Genomic DNA, 18860 nt, shown 5'->3' with positions numbered 1-18860 from the left:
CAACAATTAGGCTTTTAATTTTGACATTGCAATTTCAGCTGCTGCAATCGTCGCTTCAATATCTGCATCACTATGTGCTGTCGATAAGAATAGGCCTTCGAATTGAGATGGTGGCAAGAATACACCTTGTTCTACCATTTCACGATAGTAAGCCGCAAAGAATTCTAAGTTTGAAGATTTTGCTGCATCGTAATTAATAACTTGTTCATCTGTAAAGAAGATACCAATCATAGAACCCGCACGATTAATATGATGCGGAATGCCATGTTTTTCAGCCGCTTTACGTAAGCCAGCTTCTAACATTTCAGCTTTACGCTCAAATTCTACATATGATTCTGGCGTTAACTGTACTAACGTTTCATAACCTGCTGCCATTGCAAGTGGGTTACCTGATAAAGTACCTGCTTGGTAAATCGGTCCGCTCGGTGCAACTTGGCGCATAATTTCTGCTTTACCACCGTATGCTCCTACTGGTAAGCCACCACCGATTACTTTACCTAAACAAGTTAAATCAGGTGTTACACCGTAATAACCTTGTCCGCAATTATAAGCAACTCGGAATCCTGTCATGACTTCATCAAAAATAAGCAATGCACCATTTTGCTCTGTTACTTCACGAAGACCTTCTAAAAATCCTGGTTGCGGAGGAACAACACCCATATTTCCTGCTACTGGTTCTACAATTATACAAGCGATATCATCACCAAATTGTTCGAAAGCGTATTTCACACTTTCTAAATCGTTATACGCTACGGTAATCGTATTTTTCGCTACACCTTCTGGTACACCTGGGCTATCTGGTAAACCTAGCGTCGCCACACCAGAACCGGCTTTAATTAATAACGAATCACCATGACCGTGGTAACAACCGATGAATTTCAAAATTTTATTACGTCCTGTATAACCACGAGCTAAACGTAGCGCACTCATTGTCGCTTCTGTTCCAGAGTTAACCATACGTACAATCTCAATTGATGGTACGCGCTCAATAACAAGTTTCGCTAATTTATTCTCAATTTCCGTTGGGGCACCGAAGCTTGTTCCTCTTTCAGCAACAGATTTTAAAGCTTCAACAACACGATCATTCGCATGACCATGAATTAAAGGACCCCATGATAATACGTAATCGATGTATTCATTTCCATCGATATCATATACTTTAGAGCCTTTTCCGCTCTCCATAAACAACGGATTCATACCAACAGACTTAAAAGCACGAACGGGGCTATTTACGCCACCAGGCATTAAATCTTGCGCCTCTTCAAACGCCGCAATCGACTTATCAAACTTTTTCATTATTTAGCGCCTCCTTCTTGTAACCATCTTGCTGCATCTTTAGCATGATACGTAATAATTAAATCTGCTCCTGCACGTTTCATGCTAATTAATTTTTCAAGTACAACTTCTTTTTCATTAATCCAACCATTTTGCGCTGCTGCTTTAATCATCGAATATTCACCACTTACGTTATAAGCAACGACTGGTAAATTAAAGTTATTTTTCACATCACGAACGATATCTAAGTAAGAAAGAGCTGGCTTTACAATTAAGAAATCTGCCCCTTCCATTACATCTGATTCTGCTTCACGGAATGCTTCCATACGGTTCGCTGGATCCATTTGATATGTTTTACGATCACCAAATTGCGGAGCACCGTGCGCCGCATCACGGAATGGTCCGTAAAATGCTGATGAATATTTCACAGCGTACGACATTACTGGTACGTGTCCAAAACCATTTTCATCTAATGCATGGCGAATTGCTGTTACGAATCCGTCCATCATGTTTGATGGCGCAATAATGTCCGCTCCTGCTTTCGCTTGGCTTACAGCTGTTTTCGCAAGAACTGCAAGAGACTCGTCATTTAAAATAATACCATCTTCAATTACACCGCAATGACCATGGCTTGTGAATTGACATAAACATGTATCTGCAACTACTACTAGCTCAGGGAATTCACCTTTAATTTGCTTAATTGCACGTTGCACAATTCCATGATCACAATATGCTGATGATCCAACTTCATCTTTTTCAGCAGGTAAACCAAATACAATAACAGAACGAATACCTAAATCAACAACCTCTTGCATTTCAGCTTGCAATAAATCTAAAGATATTTGATATACGCCTGGCATAGAAGGCACTTCATTACGAACATTTTCTCCTTCTAATACAAAAATAGGGTAAATAAAATCTTCCGTATGTAAAAACGTTTCACGCACAAGCGCACGCATATTACCGCTTTGTCTTAAGCGACGATGACGATTAAATTGTAAAGAGTTCATAGATTTCTATCCCCATTCTTTTATTTTATAGATTCACAAATGCATTGTAGTAATGCTTCTACAGTGTACTCTTTCGGCATAATAACATGTGGAAAATAAAGGATCGCCTCTTTTTCCGTAATAGGCCCTATACAAGCAATTGTACAGTTTTTTGTCCATTCTCTCCAGTTTGTACCCTCAAGTAAACGAACAAAACTAGTAACAGTTGAAGGGCTTGTAAATGTAATAATGTCTACTTTCCCTACTTCTAACGCTACTATAAGCTCTTGCCTTTTCCCTACATTCTCTTTCGTACCATATACGATTAGCTCATCTAGAGAAACACCAATTTCGCGAAGTGCAACTGGAATTACATCTCTTGCTAAATTCCCTTTCGGAAATAAAATGCACTCGTTTCCACTTAGTCTTTTTACAAACTCTTCTGCAAATACTTCTGCAACAAATGCAGTTGGAACGAAGTCCACTTGATAGCCCCGCTTTTCTAACTCTAACCTTGTTTTCACGCCTACTGCAGCAATTTTAGTCTTTGCGGGTAGCTTCTTTCTCAAACTATCTAGAAAAAAAGCTACTCCATTTTTACTCGTAAAAATAACCCAGTCATACGAATGCAGGTGCCCTGCTATATGTTGAATTTGCCTATGAGACATACCTTCCATACGCAAAAGCGGAATTTCCAATGGAATTCCGCTCTTTTCTTTCACCGCTACACTCATTTGTTTCGCTTGATGCTGGGCACGTGTAATTAATACCGTTTTGCCAGCGAGAGCGTTCATATTTATTGTTGCCCCTTATTTGCAGCAAGAATGAGTTCTTTGGCGCCTTGTTTAATTAAACGGTCCGCAGCCTCTAATCCTACTTCCTCTGGATTAGTTCCTACTACTATCTCTTTCAATAAAATAGAACCGTCCATAGAACCGACAAGAGCTGTTAATTCGATTGCATCATTTTCTGTAAGAGTTGCATATCCAGCGATCGGAACTTGGCAGCCACCTTCAAGTTTATGAAGAAATACTCGTTCTGCCGCCACTGTTCTTTCTGTTACTGCATCATTCATATGCGCTAACAACTGTAGTAAATCCTTATCATCCTCACGGCATTCAATCGCTAATGCACCTTGTCCTACAGCAGGTACACATAACGTCTCATCTAAATGTTCTGTAATAACTTCATTATCCCAGCCCATTCTTTGTAATCCAGCTGTTGCTAAAATGATTGCATCGTAATCCTCTTCTTGTAATTTACGTAAACGTGTATCGATATTTCCTCGAATCCACTTCACTTGTAAATCTGGTCTCGCAGCTAATAATTGTGCACTGCGTCTTAAACTACTCGTACCTAAAATAGCGCCTTCTGCTAACTCTTTAAACGCTGCTCCGCTTTTTGAGATAAAAGCATCACGAGGGTCAACACGCTTCGGTGTACAACCAATCATTAATCCTTCTGGAAGTACGGCCGGCATATCTTTCATACTATGTACAGCCATATCAATTTCTTTCGTAAGTAACGCATGTTCAATCTCTTTAACAAACAAGCCTTTTCCGCCTACTTTTGAAAGAGTAACATCTAAAATAACATCACCTTTTGTGACGATTTCTTTCACTTCAAATTCATATGGTAAACCTAGTGCTTTTAACTGATCAATAAACCAGTTTGTTTGCGTTAATGCTAATTTACTCTTTCGTGACCCTACAATAATTTTGCGCATAATTCTCTCTCCTCATTATAAATACCAAAAGTGGAAGTTGGATAAACTGCTTAATAGAAAAATATTGATTAGCATTACGAGAAATGCTCCGATGTTCCACTGCACGATTTTCTTCCCTTGCAACACATCTGCCACTCGTAAATATAGGCCAGCACAATATACAAATAGAACGACAAAAGACCCAATCACTTTCGTATCATACCAATGGAAATTGTCCAATTTCGTATATCCCCATATGCATCCTAATAAAATAGCTAATAAGAAAAATGGAACAGAAAATAAATTTAATCCGTAAGACATCGATTCTAGCTTCGGTAAATTCCCTAACCTTCTTAATCTCGCATTCCATTTTTTCTTTTTTAATAGGCGATATTGCAATAAATACATAATAGAAAAAATGAACGATACAGTAAAAGTTGCATAAGAAATAATAGCCATACCGACATGTACATATACAAGTTCTGAAACTAATTGCTCTGCCAGTACCGGCGACATCTTTCCGAGCGGTGTAAAAATAGAAAAAGCGCTTACGCCAAATGCGACAACATTTGTAAAAAAGACTAGAAAGTCAATTCTCATAAATCGATTAATGACTAACGACATCGTAATCAATAGCCAAACATAAAAATAAATCCCTGATAATAAAGTTAATATAGGGTTCGTTTCTGAATCTGTAGCCCTAAGTAACATAAAGATAGACTGCAGAACCCATACAATCGAAAGTAACCAAAAAGCTAATCGGTTCGCCTTTCGGTTACTTTGGAAATAATCTATAAAATATAAACTAATGCTACAAGCATATAAAATAATTGCAATATGATAAATAATACTGTTATTTAAAAAACTCATCCGATCATCCTTCCAAATTATAAAGATGGAACGGATGGTGTCCACGCTCTTTTATGTTCTACTTCTTCCGCACAACTCTCTACATCTTCCATTTCTAAGTCGAAAATCTTTGCAAATAACGCTAATTTTTCGTCTGCTCCCTCTTCAGCAGCAATTTCTTTCGCTACTAAAATTGGGTCTTTTAATAATTGATTAATAATACTTTTCGTATGCTTACTAATTACTTTTCTCTCACGATCACTAAGATTCGGTATTTTTCGTTCCAAGCTTTCCATCGTTTCACTTTGGATAGCAAGTGCCTTATCACGAAGAGCTGCTATTAACGGAACAACACCAAGTGTACTTAACCACGTTTTAAATAAAACAATTTCCTCTTCAATCATAAATTGAATTTTCTCTGCTTCTTTCAAACGCTCAGCACGATTTGCTTCCACTACTCCTTGCAAATCATCAATGTCATATAAAAAAGAACCTTCTAGTTCATCAATCGCTGGATCAATATCACGTGGCACTGCAATATCCACCATAAATAACGGACGACCAGAGCGCATTTTCTCTACCTTTGTTATCATCTCTTTCGTAATGACATATTCAGATGCACCAGTTGAACTAATTAAAATATCTGCTTCTAATAATGCACATTGCAATTCACTTAAAGGCTTTGCATGTCCCATATATTTCTCAGCCATTACTTCCGCTTTCGTAAACGTCCTATTCATGACGGTTACTTTTCGAGCACCGCTTCCATATAAGTTTTGCAGTGCCAGCTCACCCATCTTACCAGCACCAAGAATAAGCACATGACAATCTGTTAACTCACCAAATATTTTCTTTCCGAGCTCAACAGCAGCATAGCTAACAGACATCGCACTTTCACCAATCGTCGTTTCTGAGTGCGCACGTTTCGCTAACGTAACCACCTGCTTAAACAACTCATTAAAAATTGTGCCTGTCGCTTTTACTTGTTGCGCTTCTAAAAAGCTATCTTTTATTTGGCCTAAAATCTGTGTTTCTCCAACTACCATAGAATCTAAACCGCACGTCACGCGGAATAAATGATCTATTGCACCGTCTTGTTCAAAAATGGTTAAATATGGTGCGACTTCTTCTATTTCAAGCTGAAACCAATCAGCTAAAAACTTCTTAATATAATACCGTCCCGTGTGTAATTGATCGACAACAGCGTAAATCTCAGTGCGATTACAAGTTGATACAATGACATTCTCTAACACGCTCTTTTGATTTTGTAATGTAGTCATTGCTTGCTCTAGCTCTGCTGCCTGAAATGTGAGTTTCTCACGAAATTCTACAGGGGCTGTTCGATAATTTACACTAACAACAAGAATATGCACGCAGCATGTCCCCCTTCACCCGTTTTATCACTTTATCTACTATCATAATACAACTTTCCTCTTATGAATCTGACAATCGTGTGAACAACCGATTATTTTTTATTTATTCTCCGTATGTAATAAAGGAGATTCAGTAAAACTAATAAAGACTTTCTACTTTATAATGATTATAAATTAATAACTCTATTTGTACGTTACCAAAAAAAGCCCTCATAATCAAGTGATGGAAACTATTCCATATGAATTATAACATCATCTTTCCTATCTTCTTTCATCATGAAGAAAAATATGTATGATTGTTCCAAATTGTAGCACAAACTTTCTCAATACAATGTATTTGACATTGTATTTCTTTTTCGTTATATTGATTTTATAAAATTAAATTGTGCACAACTTAATTAGAAAGGAGTTATGTATGACAGAGAATTCTTTACATCTAGATAACCAACTTTGTTTTTCTATTTACGCCTGTTCTAAAGAAGTTACCCGCTTTTATCGACCATATTTAGAAGATATGGGTATTACGTATCCCCAGTACATTACTTTACTCGTACTATGGGAGCAAGATGGACTAACAGTAAAAGAAATTGGAGAACGTCTATTTTTAGATTCCGGTACGTTAACACCTATGTTAAAACGAATGGAATCATTAAAACTTGTAAAACGCGTTCGTTCCAAAGAAGATGAGCGCAAAGTTTGTATTAAATTAACAGAACAAGGTAAAGACTTAAAAGAAAAGGCTTGTTCATTGCCGAAAACAATGGCAACAAATTTAGGAATTACAGAACAAGAATATCGTTCTTTATTAATTCAATTAAATAAACTAATTGAAACAATGAAAACAATTAATGATAGAAAAGGGGAATAAACATGGATAAATTATATACTGCTTCAGTAACTGCTACAGGTGGAAGAAACGGAAAAGTAATTTCAGATGATGGCATATTAAATCTTGATGTAAAAATGCCGAAAGCACTAGGTGGTGCAGGCGGAGAGGCAACGAATCCAGAACAACTATTTGCTGCTGGTTATGCCGCTTGTTTTGATAGTGCATTACAACTTGTCATTCGTACAAAACGTGTGAAAGTAGAAAGTACAGAAGTAACTGCTCACGTTTCTATCGGAAAAGATACAGATGGTGGTTTCGGCCTATCTGCTGTACTTGATGTACATGTTGCTGGCGTCTCTCATGACGAAGCACAAGAACTTGTAGAAGCCGCTCACGGTGTATGTCCTTATTCGAAAGCAACAAGAGGTAATATTGAGGTTACATTAAACGTACGATAAAAAAATTTAGTAAATAAAAAAAACGCGCGACATTCGTCACGCGTTTTTTGTTTTTGTCATTCTATGAATTGCCTTCCACGCTTCTTCTTTTCCAAGTCCTGTTTCAGAAGAGAATAGAACGATTTCATCGCCAATTTCAACAGCAAGCGTTTCTTTTACAACTTTTAAATGCTTTTGCCATTTCCCTTTCGGAATTTTATCGGCTTTCGTCGCAATAATAATTGTTGGGATTTCATAATGCTTTAAGAAATCATACATCATCACGTCATCATTTGTCGGTTGGTGACGTAAATCAACTACTAATACAGCTGCGTCTAATTGCTCACGTGTTGTAAAGTAAGTCTCAATCATCTTGCCCCATGCTGCGCGCTCTGTTTTAGATACTTTCGCATATCCATAACCTGGAACGTCAACAAAATGCATCATCTCATTGATCAAGAAAAAGTTCAACGTTTGCGTTTTCCCTGGTTTAGAAGAAATACGTACTAACTTTTTACGATTTAAAATTTTATTAATAAAGGAAGACTTCCCGACATTTGAACGACCTGCTAATGCAATTTCTGGTAAATCACTGTCTGGATATTGTTCTGGTTTAACAGCACTAATTACAATATCTGCTTTTGTTACTTTCATTGTTTCACTCCTACTAATGCGTGCTCCAATACTTCATCTAAATGAGATGCAAGCACAAACGTAAGGTTTTCTTTTACGCTTTCTGGAATATCATCTAAATCTTTCTCGTTTTCTGCTGGCAAAATAATTTTTGTTAAGCCTGCGCGGTGAGCACTTAATGTTTTTTCTTTTAAACCACCAATTGGTAATACACGACCACGAAGTGTAATTTCACCTGTCATCCCCACTTCTTTACTTACAGGAATACCTGTTAGTGCAGAAATAAGTGCCGTTGCCATCGTAATACCTGCTGACGGTCCATCTTTTGGAACTGCTCCTTCTGGAACATGAATATGAATATCATTTTTCTCATGGAAATTCGGATCAATCTGAAGTTCTTCTGCACGAGAACGAATATAGCTAAACGCTGCTTGTGCGGATTCTTTCATAACATCCCCAAGTTTCCCTGTTAAAATTAATTTCCCTTTACCTGGCGCTACAGACACTTCAATCGCAAGTGTATCACCGCCTGCTGCTGTATACGCTAACCCTGTTGCCATACCAACTTGGTCTGTTTTTTCAGCTTGCCCATAACGGAATATGTGCTTACCAAGTAAATCAACAATGTTTTTCTCTGTTACTACAATACGCTTGCGTTCTGCTGTAACGATAATTTTTGCTGCTTTACGACAAACTTTTGCAATTTGACGCTCTAGCGTACGAACACCGGCCTCACGTGTATAATAACGAATAATTTCAAGAAGTGCTTCATCACGTACTTGTAAATTACCCTTTCGTAAGCCATGCTCTTTTAATTGTTTCGGCAATAAATGTTCACGGGCAATGTGAACTTTTTCAAGTTCTGTATAGCCAGCAATCGAAATAATTTCCATACGGTCAAGCAGCGGACCTGGAACACTTGAAAGTGTATTCGCAGTTGCTACAAACATAACTTTCGATAGATCATACGGTTCTTCAATGTAATGATCACTGAAGTTATGGTTTTGTTCTGGGTCTAACACTTCAAGTAATGCCGCTGATGGATCTCCACGGAAGTCGTTAGACATTTTATCAATCTCATCTAATAAAAAGACTGGATTAACTGTTTTCGCCTTTTTCATACCTTGAATAATGCGTCCTGGCATCGCTCCAACATACGTACGACGGTGACCACGGATTTCAGATTCATCACGTACACCACCAAGGGATACACGGACAAAATTACGATTTAATGATGTTGCAATCGAACGCGCTAACGATGTTTTCCCGACCCCAGGAGGTCCTACTAAGCAAAGGATAGGTCCTTTTAATGAATTCGTTAACTTCTGCACAGCTAAATATTCAAGTACGCGCTCTTTTACCTTCTCAAGCCCGTAATGATCTTTGTTCAAAATCTCTTCAGAATGAGCAAGATCAATCATATCTTCTGTCGCTTCTGTCCACGGAAGTGCTAATAACCAATCCATATAATTACGAATAACACCGCTCTCCGCAGAACTTGCTGGTAACTTTTCATAACGGTCTAATTCTTTCAGTGCAGCCTTCATTGTTTCTTCAGGCATTCCTGATTGTTCAATTTTCTCACGAAGTTCTTCAACTTCCCCGCCCTTACCTTCTTTATCACCAAGTTCAGTTTGAATCGCCTTCATTTGCTCACGTAAGAAATATTCTTTTTGCGTGCGCTCCATTGAACGTTTCACTTTTTGTCCAATTTTCTTTTCTAAACTAAGTAACTCTTGTTCATCTTGAATAATTGAAATAAGTGTATGTAATCGTTCCTTCACAGATACAATCTCTAAGATTTCTTGTTTCTGCTTCGTTTTAATCGGCAAGTGAGAAGCAATTAAATCAGCTAATCTTCCTGGCTCTTCCACATCAGCTACCGTTGCAAATGTTTCATTTGAAACTTTTTTCGAAACTTTAATATATTGTTCGAAATGCTCCAGTAATGTACGCATAAGAGCTTTCTCTTCTAGATCATCTTCCACTTCTTCAGTTACCGTTTTGATAGAAACCTGCACTACATTCTCTTCTTCGATAAACTCTACTACTTCAGCTCTATGTAAACCCTCTACAAGGACACGAAGCGTACCGTTCGGCAATTTTAACATTTGCTTCACTTTCGCCACTGTACCTACACTATATATGTCATCTTCTTTCGGATCATCGATATTCATTTCTTTTTGCATCGCTAAAAAGATGATATTTTCATCCATTGCCGCCTGCTCTAGTGCTTGTATCGATTTATCACGTCCTACATCAAGATGCAGAACCATCGTTGGATATACGAGAACGCCTCTTAATGGTAGGAGGGGTACGATTCTTTCATTCGTATTCATACTAGACATAGCACCTCCATAATAAATTAAACTCCTGTTCAACTATTTTATATTACAATACATCTAGATGCAATTGCAGAGATTTTCCGCAATTGTAAATCCCTCGTTTTTTCTCCCTTTTAAAAAGGAAAAAAGACTCCGCTTAAGCATACAAACTTAAACGAAGTCTGGCAAATTTTATTATCGTTCATTCTCACATTGATTGTGCATCTGTTTCGTCTACAGTAGTATGTATATCAAGGTCTCGATGCATATTTTCCTGCATAAATGTTAGCTCAAATACTTCTTTTAACTTACGAACAGGAATGATTTCAATTCCTTTTATTGTATACAAAAACGGTTGCATGTTTTCAGCAGGAATGATGACTTTCTTAGCACCTGCTTTTTTCGCAGCTTTTATTTTTGCGTACACACCACCAATAGGTTTCACTTCCCCGTGTATACTTATCTCACCGGTCATCGCTACTTCATTACTCACATACGTACGATGCACTGCTGAATATACACCTGTTGCCATAGCAATACCTGCCGAAGGCCCATCAATTGGGATACCACCTGGAAAATTAATATGTATATCGTACCCTTCTGGCAACACATCTAGAGAACGAAGTACTGTTAATACATTATCTACAGAACCTTTCGCCATACTTTTACGGCGGATGGATTTCGTTTGACTACCAATACTTTCCTCTTCCACAATCCCGGTAACATTTACCGACCCTTTATCTTTCGCCTTGATTGCTGTTACTTCAATTTCTAATAACGCGCCTGTATTTGGTCCGTATACAGCAAGTCCATTTACAAGACCGATTCTCGGAATAGGATAAATACGTTTTTCATATTTCGGTGTAAGTTGACTAGAGTGAACAACCCACTCTATATCTTCATCTTTAATGAAAGAACGTTCTTCATTTATTGCCATACCAGCAGAAATTTGTACAAGGTTAATTGCTTCTCGTCCATTTCTTGCATACATCCCGATCATTTCAACACCATTTTTACCTATTTGCATTTCCACTTTATCAGCTGCATTCTTCGCTACTTTTTGAATCTCTTCTGTATCTAACTCACGGAAAAACACTTCTAAACAGCGTGACCGAATAGCAGGAGGAATCTCCTCTGGCGAACGTGTCGTCGCCCCAACTAAGCGAAAATCGGCTGGCAAACCTTTTTGAAAAATATCATGTATATACGTTGGAATCATCGAATTTTCTTCACTATAGTACGCACTTTCCAAAAATACTTTCCGATCTTCTAACACCTTTAACATTTTGTTCATTTGAATTGGATGTAATTCACCAATCTCATCAATGAACAAAATACCACCATGCGCATCTGTTACAGCCCCTTTTTTCGGCTGTGGGATACCCGCTTGCCCCATTGCACCTGCCCCTTGATAAATCGGATCATGGACTGAACCAATTAATGGGTCTGCAATACCACGTTCATCAAATCTTGCTGTCGTCGCATCAAGTTCGATAAATGTTGCATTCGTACGAAATGGAGATTTCGGATTGCGTTTCGCTTCTTCCAATACAAGGCGTGCTGCCGCTGTCTTCCCGACACCTGGCGGACCATATATAATTACATGTTGCGGATTCGGACCACAAAGAGCCGCTTTCAACGACTTAATCCCGTCCTCTTGCCCTACAATATCTAAAAAGGATGTAGGACGTACCTTCTCCGCAAGCGGCTCTGTTAAAGAAATCTCACGCATTTTACGAAGCTGTTCTAATTCTTTTTTCGATTCTCGATCAATTGAAACTTTTTGTGTTCGCTGATTTCGAAGTAAATGCCAAAAATACAATCCGACAATTACACCAAAAACAAGTTGAACAAGTAAAAATATATTTGTCCAGCTCATAATTTATTTCCTCCCGCAATGTTTTATCATTTAGTATTTCCGCGGAGGAACATAGCTAAACATAAAGAAAAACAGCAATTATAAAAATTGCTGTTTCTTCTTCGCACTATGCAGATGTTTTTGTATCAAGTACAGTACCGTCTTGTAACACCAATTTCGGCGGTTCATTATCAGCTACTGTTTCTTTCGTCAGAATACACTTCTCGATATCTTTGCGAGATGGAAGTTCGAACATTACATCAAGCATTAAGCCTTCAATAATAGAACGAAGTCCACGAGCACCTGTTTTACGTTCAATTGCTTTTTTCGCAATCTCAACTAGTGCACCTTCTTCAAACTCTAACTCAACATCGTCAAGCTCCAATAATTTTTGGAATTGCTTAACAAGTGCATTTTTCGGTTTCGTTAAAATATCTACAAGAGCATCTTCATCAAGCGGCTCTAGGTTCGCAATAACTGGAAGACGACCGATAAACTCCGGAATTAAACCGAATCTTAAAAGATCCTCTGGTAAAACGTGAGATAAAACATGCTTCTCATTTACATCAGCATTTTTCTTCTCGGCACCAAATCCAATTACTTTCTCACCAAGGCGACGTTTAATAATTGGCTCAATGCCATCAAACGCTCCACCACAAATGAATAGGATGTTCGTTGTATCAATTTGAATGAACTCTTGATGCGGATGCTTACGACCACCTTGAGGTGGAACGCTCGCTACAGTACCTTCTAAAATTTTCAGAAGTGCCTGCTGTACACCTTCACCAGATACATCACGTGTAATTGATGGATTTTCGGACTTACGTGCCACTTTATCAATCTCATCAATATAAATGATTCCTTTTTCCGCTTTCTCTACATCATAATCAGCTGCTTGGATTAATTTTAGTAAGATGTTTTCTACATCTTCCCCTACATAACCAGCTTCTGTTAAAGATGTTGCGTCCGCGATTGCAAATGGAACATTTAAAATACGCGCTAATGTTTGTGCCAATAATGTTTTACCACTACCAGTTGGCCCAATAAGTGAAATATTACTCTTCGCTAATTCTACATCATCAATTTTACTGTTAGAATTAATGCGTTTGTAATGGTTATATACCGCTACCGCTAGTGCTTTTTTCGCGTTATCTTGTCCGATGACATACTCATCTAAGATTTCACGAATTTCTACCGGTTTCGGTACATCTTTGAATTCTACTTCTTCGTCCTTCGCAAGCTCCTCTTGTACAATTTCAGTACAAAGTTCGATACACTCGTCACAAATGTAAACACCTGGACCTGCAACTAACTTTCGAACTTGCGTTTGTGTTTTACCACAGAAAGAACATTTTAATTGACCTTTTTCATCATTAAATTTAAACATATTTTCACACCCCTTACAAAGTGCTAACCTCTTGCCTTCGTATGTACACGATAAATGTATCGTATGTAAATACATATTATGTCACTACGTGGCGAGAAATACAAATAATATGACTAGTTATGTACAAATAAAAAAATTTTAAAACTTTTGAAATATGTATATTCGACTTGTAAAGGAAGTTTTCCTTCTTCATCGAAAAGTTTTATAAATATATTTCTATATTTATAAAACAAGGCACGATTAAAATCGCGCCTTGTTATTTTATTATGCAGCGTTGTCTACTAAGAAGTCTACAGCTTTACGCACTTTAAGGTCTTCAGATAAAGCGTCTACGCTTCCAAGAGCTTGCTTGATAGCGTCTACTGGCATACCGTACATTTCAGCCATTTTTTCAACTTCTGCAGTTACTTCTTCTTCAGTAACTTCGATGTTTTCAGCTTCAATGATAGCTTCAAGAACAAGATTGATTCTTACGCGTTTTTGAGCGTCTTCTTTCATTTGCTCTTTTAACTTGTCAGCGTCAGTACCTGTGAATTGGTAGTAAAGCTCAAGGTTCATGCCTTGTTGGCTTAAACGTTGCTCGAATTCACGAACCATACGATCTAACTCAGTGTCGATCATAGCTTCTGGAATCTCGATTTCAGCGTTAGCAGCAGCTAATTCTACTACTTCGTCACGTACTTTGTGCTCAGCTTCGTGCTTTTTGCCTTCTTCTAAGTTTGTGCGAAGTTTTGTTTTTAATTCATCAAGAGTTGCAACTTCTTCGTCAGCTTCTTTAGCGAACTCGTCGTTTAACTCAGGAAGTTCTTTTGTTTTGATTTCGTGAATTGTTACTTTGAATGTAGCTGGTTTACCAGCTAATTCAGCAGCGTGGTACTCTTCTGGGAATGATACTTCAACTTCTTTAGAATCACCAGATTTAAGACCAATTACTTGCTCTTCGAAACCAGGGATGAAAGTACCAGAACCGATTGCAAGAGAATAGTTTTCGCCTTTTCCGCCTTCAAATGCTTCGCCATCAACGAAACCTTCGAAGTCGATTACAGCTGTATCACCGTTTTCAACAGTTCCTTCTTCTTTAACAACTAGTTCAGCTTGACGCTCTTGTAAAGATTTTAATTCGTTCTCTACATCTTCGTCAGTTACAGTTGTTTCAACTTTTTCTACTGCTAAACCTTTGTACTCACCTAATTTAACTTCAGGTTTCACTGTAACTTTTGCAGTGAAGATAAGGTTAGCATTTTTTTCGAACTTCTCGATGTTGATTTCAGGATGATCAACTGGGAAGATACCAGCTTCATCGATCGCTTCACCGTATGCTTTTGGTAAGATGATATCTAAAGCATCTTGGTATAAAGATTCGATACCAAAGCGTTGTTCGAATAACGGACGAGGCATTTTCCCTTTACGGAAACCTGGTACGTTAATTGTTTGTACTACTTTTTTGAACGCAGCGTCGATAGAGTTGTTTACTTCTTTAGCATCAACTTCGATTGTTAAAACGCCTACGTTACCTTCTAATTTTTCCCATTTTGCAGCCATTTATTCTTTCCCTCCAACTATAATAATGTATGCACATACCTCTATAGATTAAAATCTTCATTATCTCTTTTTTGAAATAACAAAAGTACAAATAATCCTCTAGCAAAAGCTTTCAGATATAATGTTCCAATCTACTAATTGCCTAAAAGACAACTACGGTATATTTTGTTCGAGAATAATATGAAACATATTAAGTAAGAGAATTACACTTCTCTTCTCTTACAAACAGGCAGATTTCTGCCTTTTGCAACCCTTACATTATAACATAGAATATGCTCGTTTCAAGAACCGAACGATTCTTTTTCATAATTATACGGGCAAATATCCTTCTCTTTCAACACGTAATAACCATTGATAGGCAATATGAAACTCTTCTAATTCAATATTATACGCTGTCATAAGCTCTTCTTCATCAATAGTCAATCCGAAACGCTTTCTTCCAATTCTCTCTAAAACAGCAGCCCAAATCTCCACTTTATCCATTAATAGAGCGAATGGGAAAACGCTAATTCGCAATTCTTTCCAATATGTAACCATCGCATCAAATATATCGGGATAATTTTGCTCTAATCGGCTTGATAATGTATGTATAATGTTATTGGATTGCTCCTCATTATGACCTGTAAATGCTGGAATCACCTTGATCGTATTTCCAAACTTTTCTACCTCTATCTCTTCTTCTATTTGATTTTCTATCATTTTATATAAAATAGAAGTTTTCAAATAAGGGTGCTGTTTTTCGTCTATTAAAAATTTCTTTAAAATAGGTAATGCAAGATCCAAGTCTTTTAACGAAAGTTGCTGAATCGCTCTTAGCTTTTGCCCAAAGTTTTCTCCAAACATTTCATTAGTAAACTCATCCAATTCAAAATTCGAATCGACTAGTGACGTATCTACTTCACTTAACATACCTTCTGCAAATAAAGCGAGCTGTGCTAATTTTTCCTTTTGCTCAGGCATTACATCTTTCGTTTGCAAAACCTTTTCAACGATTTCAATGACACCTTCATAATCATTTGTTTGAACTAAAATCGTCACATATGTTTCAAGAATATCACCAAATAATACAGCTCCTGTTTCAAGTAACTGTTCACATTTGTCTTTCGCTTCTTCCATATGTTTTAATTCTAACAAACAAATAACAGAAGCGAGTTCCGTTTGTTCCGTTTCTGCATTATACTGACGTAATATTTCAAAGCAGCGCAATGCATCTTCGAATTTCCGCTCTTTCAGTGCTAAAAAACCTTCATCAATATATCGCTCTGATAGTTGTGGAAACAATACGACCGTATTTTCTTTTTTATCCATACGTCCGCCTCTTTTTCTAGATTTTAATTATCTTTAAAGTAAATATATCAAATGAGTAATAAGAACACAACATCCCAAAACCCTTTGTTTGAAATATGGGAATATTTAATTTTTACATTTCGATATAAACAAATCCTTACTAAAAATTAAAAATGTACAAATAAAAATCCTCAGCAATTAAAGCAGAGGATTCATCATTAATGGAAAGCTTTTATAATAGTGGGGTATATAACAAGGGTAATAATTTGGAGAACAATAATTGCCATAACAATCATGCTAAAATAGAAGATTGGTTTACTTCGCTTCATTAAAAACATAATAATAAGCATCGTACAAGCAAACAAACTTAAGAAGAACAAACTCGTTGTCGAACTAAGTATACCACTCGGGACAAAGAACAATAACACTACACTACAAGTACCTATAATTCCAAATAACCATTCCATTCATTCACTCATTCCCTTTCCCTTTCATGGCAGTTTTTTTACTAAGCGATTAAATGTTTTACAACATCAACTACATACGTTAATTTCTCATACGCTACAAATCCAAAAGCAACTGTTAAACCCGTTACAATTAATCCTTTCATCATTTCTTCCTCCTCGTTTTATCGTTGTTACCTTTATTATAGAGGATTAGCAATTTGTTACCATCGAACTTCCTTACAGTTACCTTACAGAATTGTAAGATTTCAAAATGGATAGAAAAAAACCTCATATTACTTGAGAGGTTTTCACGGAATTTCTCTATAATTACTTGCAAAATTAACTTTTTCTCCTGGTTATTTTTCGGAGAATCCACTCTTAAACTGATAGATTTACTAAATAACTTAGGGTTGAAATAATTATTTGTTACTTTTCTTAACTTACCTTCAAATGTTTTTAATTATAAGAAAACACTTTATTGAAATCGTGTTAATATATTTTTATACAATTAAGAATTTAATTTAAAAGGGGGATTATGTATGTTTAAAAAAATGGCTGCAGATGTATTAGGGCTAAGCGATGTAGGTTCTGTCATTACACCGAAAGATTACGATAAAGTTGATGCTGATGATTACGTGATGCATGAAGATGGGGAGAAAATTTATTTTTTAATCAAATCAAAATCAGATGAATATTGTTTCACAAACAAAGGATTAATCCACCTAGATGGTACAAGTGCAACAAGTAAAAAACGTACACTACGCCGCTTTAGTTATAGTAAGTATCAAATTAAAAACGTAGCACTTGAAACTGCAGGAACGATTGATTTAGACGTAGAAATTAAGTTCCAGATGGGGGATGAGCATTATTCAATTGATGTTCATAAAAAACATATTGAAGAATTAAAAGATTTATATAAGGCTTTACTTAAAATAGAAGAAATTTCATACGACAACGATATTACATTACAGTATGCACATAAAAGTCTAGATATGGCATCTAACGCTTTCAGCCGTATTTCAAACGCACAAGTAAATTTAGCAGAACAATTTAAAGAAATGAACGAGATCGCCTTTAACTGGCTCGTTGATACGAAGAAACAATATAACGTGAAAGATTATGGTTTTGTATTTGAGAAGTTTATTAATAACTAAACAAGAAACCCTTGTTATCAAAAGATAACAAGGGTTTCTTAGCGTCCCAGGAGAGATTTGAACTCCCACTCCGCCCATTTCCGTACTATTTTATATATTTTGATCGCAGTCTTAATATATCTTCTCCTTCACGAATGCCTGCCGATCCCTTCCTCACATTTTTTACAACAGTCCAATCTGGGTTAGTTTCATCACCGATGTTCTGTACTGTAAAGTTGCCATCACCATATTTCCGGTGACCTTCTGCCAATTTCTCTGTTAAATCATTCTCATTTGATCTAGCCATCTTTGCGCCATCTCCCTTTTTTATACAACCTTCTTAAACTGTCCAACCAATCACACGTCCAGTCAATTGGAGATTCTCGTTTTCCGCTTCTATTAATTGTAACACACTGTCGGGGATAAGTTCCGATAACGGCTGCTTAATCGTACTAGAATGGTAAAAAGTTTTATAATATTCTAAGTGAACAATTGGGATAATATAGATATGGATTTAAGTTTCATCATAAGCCTATTGATTCTTTAAATTAAACAAGAGAAATAGGGCGCATAAATAGCGCTCTTTTCTTAATGCACTTTAATCTGTTGTATATAATAATTATCATATGTTACTTTATATTTTTTACACCTCTTGCACATACATCAATTTTTAAACAAACAAAAAACCTTGTTATCAAAAGATAACAAGGTTTTTTTAGCGTCCCAGGAGAGATTCGAACTCCCGACCGTACGCTTAGAAGGCGTATGCTCTATCCGGCTGAGCTACTGGGAC

17 protein-coding genes and 1 tRNA gene are annotated in these 18860 nt (G+C 36.9%); 3 read left to right on the top strand and 15 right to left on the bottom strand.

From position 1 onward, the window contains the following. Positions 1–6: 6 nt before the first annotated feature. From hemL to hemA, 6 genes are read right to left on the bottom strand one after another with little or no spacing between them, the layout of a single operon-like run. Complete coding sequence (hemL, locus tag DT250_RS23835) at positions 7–1296, bottom strand: glutamate-1-semialdehyde 2,1-aminomutase (protein ID WP_088609690.1); 1290 nt, start codon at positions 1294–1296, stop codon at positions 7–9. After that, on the bottom strand, positions 1296–2285 hold the full coding sequence (hemB, locus tag DT250_RS23830; RefSeq protein WP_088064512.1) for a porphobilinogen synthase: 990 nt from the start codon (positions 2283–2285) through the stop codon (positions 1296–1298). Before hemB ends, hemL begins: the two co-directional genes overlap by 1 nt. A gap of 20 nt (positions 2286–2305) precedes the next feature. After that, the gene (hemD, locus tag DT250_RS23825) at positions 2306–3058 is read right to left on the bottom strand and encodes a uroporphyrinogen-III synthase (RefSeq protein ID WP_088064513.1); all 753 of its coding nucleotides are present in this window, start codon (positions 3056–3058) and stop codon (positions 2306–2308) included. Positions 3059–3060: 2 nt separating this feature from the next. Further along, positions 3061–3990 (bottom strand): hydroxymethylbilane synthase, encoded by a 930-nt coding sequence (gene hemC / locus DT250_RS23820; RefSeq protein ID WP_088609691.1) that lies wholly within the window; start codon positions 3988–3990, stop codon positions 3061–3063. 15 nt (positions 3991–4005) lie between these two features. Then, on the bottom strand, positions 4006–4839 hold the full coding sequence (locus DT250_RS23815; protein ID WP_097889234.1) for a cytochrome c biogenesis protein: 834 nt from the start codon (positions 4837–4839) through the stop codon (positions 4006–4008). A 17-nt stretch (positions 4840–4856) separates the two neighbouring features. Then, positions 4857–6191, bottom strand: coding sequence for a glutamyl-tRNA reductase (gene hemA, locus DT250_RS23810; RefSeq protein ID WP_098135089.1), 1335 nt, complete (start codon positions 6189–6191; stop codon positions 4857–4859). Positions 6192–6606: 415 nt separating this feature from the next. Between hemA and DT250_RS23805 the strand changes: the two genes are divergently transcribed. Together DT250_RS23805 and DT250_RS23800 are read left to right on the top strand one after the other, a co-directional pair. After that, positions 6607–7059, top strand: a complete 453-nt coding sequence (locus DT250_RS23805; RefSeq protein WP_098135087.1) for a MarR family winged helix-turn-helix transcriptional regulator — start codon at positions 6607–6609, stop codon at positions 7057–7059. Between the two features lie 2 nt (positions 7060–7061). Continuing rightward, complete coding sequence (locus tag DT250_RS23800) at positions 7062–7478, top strand: organic hydroperoxide resistance protein (protein WP_048541345.1); 417 nt, start codon at positions 7062–7064, stop codon at positions 7476–7478. A 36-nt stretch (positions 7479–7514) separates the two neighbouring features. On the opposite strand, the gene ysxC is transcribed toward DT250_RS23800, so the two are convergent. The 7 genes from ysxC to DT250_RS23765 all read right to left on the bottom strand — a co-directional run bounded on the left by ysxC (position 7515) and on the right by DT250_RS23765 (position 16955). Beyond that, positions 7515–8111, bottom strand: a complete 597-nt coding sequence (ysxC, locus tag DT250_RS23795; protein ID WP_000869124.1) for a ribosome biogenesis GTP-binding protein YsxC — start codon at positions 8109–8111, stop codon at positions 7515–7517. Further along, positions 8108–10438 (bottom strand): endopeptidase La, encoded by a 2331-nt coding sequence (gene lon, locus DT250_RS23790; protein WP_000097312.1) that lies wholly within the window; start codon positions 10436–10438, stop codon positions 8108–8110. Before lon ends, ysxC begins: the two co-directional genes overlap by 4 nt. A gap of 184 nt (positions 10439–10622) precedes the next feature. Next, on the bottom strand, positions 10623–12293 hold the full coding sequence (gene lonB / locus DT250_RS23785) for an ATP-dependent protease LonB (protein WP_000119166.1): 1671 nt from the start codon (positions 12291–12293) through the stop codon (positions 10623–10625). 106 nt (positions 12294–12399) lie between these two features. Then, positions 12400–13659 carry an ATP-dependent protease ATP-binding subunit ClpX gene (gene clpX, locus DT250_RS23780; protein WP_000472285.1) on the bottom strand — a complete coding sequence of 420 codons (1260 nt, stop codon included), beginning with the start codon at positions 13657–13659 and terminating at the stop codon, positions 12400–12402. A 264-nt stretch (positions 13660–13923) separates the two neighbouring features. Then, entirely contained in the window at positions 13924–15201 is a 1278-nt protein-coding gene (gene tig, locus DT250_RS23775; protein ID WP_000729261.1) for a trigger factor, read from the bottom strand. A gap of 309 nt (positions 15202–15510) precedes the next feature. Next, positions 15511–16509 (bottom strand): hypothetical protein, encoded by a 999-nt coding sequence (locus DT250_RS23770; RefSeq protein WP_046956273.1) that lies wholly within the window; start codon positions 16507–16509, stop codon positions 15511–15513. Between the two features lie 197 nt (positions 16510–16706). Then, on the bottom strand, positions 16707–16955 hold the full coding sequence (locus DT250_RS23765) for a hypothetical protein (RefSeq protein WP_001983650.1): 249 nt from the start codon (positions 16953–16955) through the stop codon (positions 16707–16709). Between the two features lie 518 nt (positions 16956–17473). On the opposite strand from DT250_RS23765, the gene DT250_RS23760 reads away from it, so the two are divergent. Then, positions 17474–18088 carry a PH domain-containing protein gene (locus DT250_RS23760; RefSeq protein WP_000473869.1) on the top strand — a complete coding sequence of 205 codons (615 nt, stop codon included), beginning with the start codon at positions 17474–17476 and terminating at the stop codon, positions 18086–18088. Between the two features lie 85 nt (positions 18089–18173). On the opposite strand, the gene DT250_RS23755 is transcribed toward DT250_RS23760, so the two are convergent. Together DT250_RS23755 and DT250_RS23750 are read right to left on the bottom strand one after the other, a co-directional pair. Then, complete coding sequence (locus DT250_RS23755; RefSeq protein ID WP_000124458.1) at positions 18174–18374, bottom strand: hypothetical protein; 201 nt, start codon at positions 18372–18374, stop codon at positions 18174–18176. A 412-nt stretch (positions 18375–18786) separates the two neighbouring features. Beyond that, positions 18787–18860, bottom strand: a tRNA-Arg gene (locus DT250_RS23750).

The organism is Bacillus sp. AR2-1 (assembly GCF_008368755.1).
GTDB classification, from domain to species: Bacteria; Bacillota; Bacilli; order Bacillales; family Bacillaceae_G; genus Bacillus_A; species Bacillus_A wiedmannii.
The sequence above is the reverse complement of the archived record's forward strand: the minus strand, read 5'-3'. Positions and strand labels throughout refer to the sequence as shown.

Bases quoted from the DNA above. Each gene is read 5' to 3' on its own strand.
- lon (WP_000097312.1), bottom strand. From the start codon at position 10,438: ATGTCTAGTATGAATACGAATGAAAGAATCGTACCCCTCCTACCATTA.
- DT250_RS23800 (WP_048541345.1), top strand. From the start codon at position 7,062: ATGGATAAATTATATACTGCTTCAGTAACTGCTACAGGTGGAAGAAAC.
- DT250_RS23815 (WP_097889234.1), bottom strand. From the start codon at position 4,839: ATGAGTTTTTTAAATAACAGTATTATTTATCATATTGCAATTATTTTA.
- clpX (WP_000472285.1), bottom strand. From the start codon at position 13,659: ATGTTTAAATTTAATGATGAAAAAGGTCAATTAAAATGTTCTTTCTGT.
- ysxC (WP_000869124.1), bottom strand. From the start codon at position 8,111: ATGAAAGTAACAAAAGCAGATATTGTAATTAGTGCTGTTAAACCAGAA.
- hemC (WP_088609691.1), bottom strand. From the start codon at position 3,990: ATGCGCAAAATTATTGTAGGGTCACGAAAGAGTAAATTAGCATTAACG.
- hemB (WP_088064512.1), bottom strand. From the start codon at position 2,285: ATGAACTCTTTACAATTTAATCGTCATCGTCGCTTAAGACAAAGCGGT.
- tig (WP_000729261.1), bottom strand. From the start codon at position 15,201: ATGGCTGCAAAATGGGAAAAATTAGAAGGTAACGTAGGCGTTTTAACA.
- DT250_RS23805 (WP_098135087.1), top strand. From the start codon at position 6,607: ATGACAGAGAATTCTTTACATCTAGATAACCAACTTTGTTTTTCTATT.
- DT250_RS23755 (WP_000124458.1), bottom strand. From the start codon at position 18,374: ATGGCTAGATCAAATGAGAATGATTTAACAGAGAAATTGGCAGAAGGT.
- DT250_RS23760 (WP_000473869.1), top strand. From the start codon at position 17,474: ATGTTTAAAAAAATGGCTGCAGATGTATTAGGGCTAAGCGATGTAGGT.
- DT250_RS23765 (WP_001983650.1), bottom strand. From the start codon at position 16,955: ATGGAATGGTTATTTGGAATTATAGGTACTTGTAGTGTAGTGTTATTG.
- lonB (WP_000119166.1), bottom strand. From the start codon at position 12,293: ATGAGCTGGACAAATATATTTTTACTTGTTCAACTTGTTTTTGGTGTA.
- hemD (WP_088064513.1), bottom strand. From the start codon at position 3,058: ATGAACGCTCTCGCTGGCAAAACGGTATTAATTACACGTGCCCAGCAT.
- DT250_RS23770 (WP_046956273.1), bottom strand. From the start codon at position 16,509: ATGGATAAAAAAGAAAATACGGTCGTATTGTTTCCACAACTATCAGAG.
- hemL (WP_088609690.1), bottom strand. From the start codon at position 1,296: ATGAAAAAGTTTGATAAGTCGATTGCGGCGTTTGAAGAGGCGCAAGAT.